The sequence below is a fragment of the Roseovarius sp. MBR-79 genome, assembly GCF_053628555.1.
Map to the genome: position 1 here is coordinate 1 of NZ_JBRJGP010000057.1, position 3735 is coordinate 3735.

Annotated in this window: 7 protein-coding genes; all 7 read left to right on the top strand. The window is 59.3% G+C overall.

Going from position 1 to position 3735, the window contains the following annotated elements; all coding sequences use genetic code 11:
* The first annotated feature begins 173 nt into the window (after positions 1-173).
* Genes ACSSV8_RS19930 through ACSSV8_RS19960 form a run of 7 tightly spaced genes read left to right on the top strand, consistent with a single transcriptional unit; the run spans position 174 to position 3680 of the window.
* On the top strand, positions 174-461 hold the full coding sequence (locus ACSSV8_RS19930; protein WP_454283642.1) for an Mbeg1-like protein: 288 nt from the start codon (positions 174-176) through the stop codon (positions 459-461).
* On the top strand, positions 458-1135 hold the full coding sequence (locus ACSSV8_RS19935; RefSeq protein ID WP_454283643.1) for a hypothetical protein: 678 nt from the start codon (positions 458-460) through the stop codon (positions 1133-1135). The genes ACSSV8_RS19930 and ACSSV8_RS19935 overlap by 4 nt, the downstream gene beginning before the upstream one ends.
* Positions 1132-1584 (top strand): hypothetical protein, encoded by a 453-nt coding sequence (locus tag ACSSV8_RS19940; protein ID WP_454283644.1) that lies wholly within the window; start codon positions 1132-1134, stop codon positions 1582-1584. Before ACSSV8_RS19935 ends, ACSSV8_RS19940 begins: the two co-directional genes overlap by 4 nt.
* The gene (locus ACSSV8_RS19945; protein WP_454283645.1) at positions 1581-2237 is read left to right on the top strand and encodes a hypothetical protein; all 657 of its coding nucleotides are present in this window, start codon (positions 1581-1583) and stop codon (positions 2235-2237) included. Before ACSSV8_RS19940 ends, ACSSV8_RS19945 begins: the two co-directional genes overlap by 4 nt.
* Positions 2234-2641 (top strand): hypothetical protein, encoded by a 408-nt coding sequence (locus ACSSV8_RS19950; RefSeq protein ID WP_454283646.1) that lies wholly within the window; start codon positions 2234-2236, stop codon positions 2639-2641. Before ACSSV8_RS19945 ends, ACSSV8_RS19950 begins: the two co-directional genes overlap by 4 nt.
* 18 nt (positions 2642-2659) lie before the next feature.
* Positions 2660-3175 (top strand): hypothetical protein, encoded by a 516-nt coding sequence (locus tag ACSSV8_RS19955; RefSeq protein WP_454283647.1) that lies wholly within the window; start codon positions 2660-2662, stop codon positions 3173-3175.
* A 1-nt stretch (position 3176) separates the two neighbouring features.
* The gene (locus ACSSV8_RS19960; protein WP_454283648.1) at positions 3177-3680 is read left to right on the top strand and encodes a hypothetical protein; all 504 of its coding nucleotides are present in this window, start codon (positions 3177-3179) and stop codon (positions 3678-3680) included.
* The last annotated feature ends 55 nt before the right edge of the window (positions 3681-3735 follow it).

Below are 3735 nucleotides of genomic sequence, written 5' to 3' on the forward strand. Positions count from 1 at the left end.
AACATGGGCATCGGCGGCATCACCCCCGCTATGAAACTGAAAATGGCCGCGTGAACTCTACGGACGAACCCCGTTAAAAAGGGGGGGATTACCGGGTGAGTAAGGTTCAGATCAGGTCGGCCCGTTTGCTGGCCAAGCGGCCCATTCGATATCATTTTGAAACCATCCCTTCCATGCGGCATCATTCTCGAACCGCCGGTTTCTACGCCCTCGCCTATGACATCGGCGCGGGGGGGCCTGAGGGGCTGGCCGGGACCACCGTCATCTCTTATCGCGGGACGGATACATCCCTTGATCATTCGACAGGCTGGAGCGTCGGGGCGGGCAATATCGACGATTGGACGCGAAGATCGCTCGCGCTGGAATTCTACACCGCTGTCTCCGGGCAATCCTACCGCGACGGCCCGGCCAGCGACGTTATCCTGACCGGTCACTCATTGGGCGGAGGGCTGGCGGCATGAGGGGCTTTGCACGTTTCATTCTTGCCTTGGCGACGCCGCTCATTCTGGCGGGCTGTTGGGGAGAGGACGCGGCGGAGTGGCGGCAGAAGCTGACGCTGCATCTGCAAACGCCGGATGGCCCCGTCGCGTTTTCGTCTGTCACCGCCCTGCGCTGCGAGGCGGGGTATGCGATGGATATTGGCGGCACCAAGGTGACCTGCCGCGAGACCGGCGAGGCGCTGGTGGCCAAGCTGGGCGACCGCCATCTGTTCGTCCTGCTGGCGGGCGAGCGGCTGGGGTATCGCGGCGTGTTCCGGGGCTTGATCGAGGACGGTGTCACCTACCGGCAGTATTGGAAACGGATCCGGCGCGCCGAGGGGCGCCCCTTCGACGTGCCGCGCAAATATTGGCCGCGATTGGTGACATTTGGCAACATCTCCGATCCGACCAGCGTGCAGCAGGTGGACCCGGACGATCTGGCCGCGACATTCGGTGCAGGCTACGCCCTGCGCGCAGTGACGCTGGAAATCACCGGTGAGCCGGTGACGATAGGCGTGGTCGAGGGGGTGTTGGGCTGGTTGCACGACGTTTGGCCCAACCAGCTAGATGGTCAGAGATATGAGACAATCAAAGCTTCAAATCGGTTTGCAAACTCAATTTCTACTGGCAATTTTTCAACTGAGGTAGGGCAATGACTACTGAAACTTCAAAGGACTTGTTTCTTTCGATCCTAGCCATGGACTCTTACAACCAAGGCTACGGCGTTGGTGTTGAACACGGCAAGACGAAGATCGGGACTGCAACAATACGCACCGACTCGGAACGGGTTTTTCGCGATCCAAATGCCGGGGAGGGCGACATTTCAGCCGCCCAATCCGCCGGCTTCTACGCCCTCGCCTATGACATCGGCGCGGGGGGGCCTGAGGGGCTGGCCGGGACCACCGTCATCTCCTATCGCGGGACGGATACATCCCTTGATCACTCGACAGGCTGGAGCGTCGGGGCGGGCAATATCGATGATTGGACCCAAGCCCCGCTCGCGCTGGAGTTTTACACCGCCGTCACCGGACAATCCTACCGTAACGGCGCGGCCAACGACGTTATCCTGACCGGCCACTCACTGGGCGGCGGGCGCGCGGCATGAGGGGCTTTGCGCGTTTCATTCTTGCCTTGGCGACGCCGCTCATTCTGGCGGGCTGTTGGGGGGAGGACGCGGCGGAGTGGCGGCAGAAGCTGACGCTGGATCTGCAAACGCCGGATGGCCCGGTTGCGTTTTCCTCCGTCACCGCCATGCGCTGCGAGGCGGGGTATGCGATGGATATTGGCGGCACCAAGGTGACCTGCCGCGAGACCGGCGAGGCGGTGGTGGCCAAGCTGGGCGACCGCCATCTGTTCGTCCTGCTGGCGGGCGAGCGGCTGGGGTATCGCGGCGTGTTCCGGGCCCTGATCGAGGACGGAACCACCTACCGGCAGTATTGGAAACGGATCCGGCGCGCCGAGGGGCGCCCCTTCGAGGTGCCGCGCAAATATTGGCCGCGATTGGTGACATTTGGCGATATCGCCGATCCGACAAGCGTGCAGCAGGTGGACCCGGACGACCTTTCGGCCACCTTCGGCGCAGGCTACGCCCTGCGCGCGGTGACGCTGGAAATCACCACCGCGCCGGTCACGATCGGCGTGGTCGAGGGGGTGTTGGGGTGGCTCAGAAGCTACAACGAGTGGTTAATCATTGTGAGTTCAACGGGCAGGCGACAAGAAATATCACCTGCGGCGTTTGTGTCGGAGATTTACAGATGACAATTTCAAAAGACCTCTTCCTATCTATTCTGGCGATGGACTCCTACAACCGCGGTTATGGCGCTGGCGTTGCGGATGAACGCGAAGGTGACACTAACGGACTGGGCGATAGCACGGGCATCCGCGTTGGTTCCGCGACGGTTCGTTCCAGAGCCGACTCGGGTGTTTCACCAGAAGATTACCAAGCTTGGCAAGACGCCGGTTTCTACGCCCTCGCCTATGACATCGGCGCGGGGGGGGCTGAGGGGCTGGCCGGGACCACCGTCATCTCCTATCGCGGGAGGGACAATATCCCGGGTTCCGAGCTTCTTACTATCGACGCCCAGATCATCTTGGGGACGTCATTGGATCGGGGTTTTGGCGCAGCGCCTCAGCCTTGGCCGGGCCTGGAATTCTTGCAGTGAATGCGTGGAGATTTATCGATGTATGAAGATTTTGATTACGATCTCGAGACAGGCATTTGCCGAAACAAAAAGGATGGAACGTCGATCCGTTCCCTCAGACGTGAAGGATATATGGGGGATGCCGAAACCGTGTTCCTTTTTCAAGGGCCGGATCGAGAGTTCGAGTTCAGAACACGAGCCGAACACGGCTTACGGCAGGCAGAAGCATTGTTTCCCATGCCAAGTGGCACAAGTCGAGAGGAAAGGATTGCGATTCGTGAAAGACGGGACGCTTGGAAAAAAGAGATGAAAATTCTTCACCAAGAGATTTCCGAAGTGGATCAGCCACTGCCGATGGATCTTGGCGCGGCCGAAGCCTTGATGCGCCTGATCCAGGCCAGAATCAGCCGGTGCGGCAAACGTGAGATGAGTGGAGGGCGCACGACTGTCGGCTTCAAGAACCGCGACCCCAAGGCCGGGTGGCGCGAACGGACGCCGTACCTGAAGCTTGATTACGACGGCACCTTCAGTGTGAACGAAAGCGGGAGTTGGTAATATGAGCGACAATCCGCTTCTTGACCGGTTCCTTCAGGAAAACACCGCTCCGACGCTTGCTGATCTTCGGGCGTTTGTTTCCGAAGCGCTTGGCGACCCTGGAAATTTTGAACTGTTTGATCCCTCTACCAACGAGATTATCGCATCCAACAGAACGATTGTTTACAGCGGGCTGATCGACGGTGTTTTTGCCGGCAACGTGGCCCAGGATATTGCGCAACGCGCGCCGGAACCGACTCGTGTCATCGACGACACGAAAATCGGGCGCTTTTTCAAATCCTTCGCACTTGACGGGGCACTGGATGGCGTCATCACCGATGCCGAAGCCATTGACATTCCAAGTGAGGCGGCTTGGTCAGAAGCTTCAGAAAAGTTCGCAGAATCTGCCAAAGGACATGTCGTCACGATTATTGGCGATACCGCACAGTTAGGCGGAGACTTTGCGAAGGTTGAATTGCCTGCGCTTATATGTCACATCCCGGAAGGTAGTATGGCTTCTTCCTGAACAACTGCGGCTTGAGTTTGTGCCAGTCCTTCATCGCCTGCAAGGGCGACCTGCT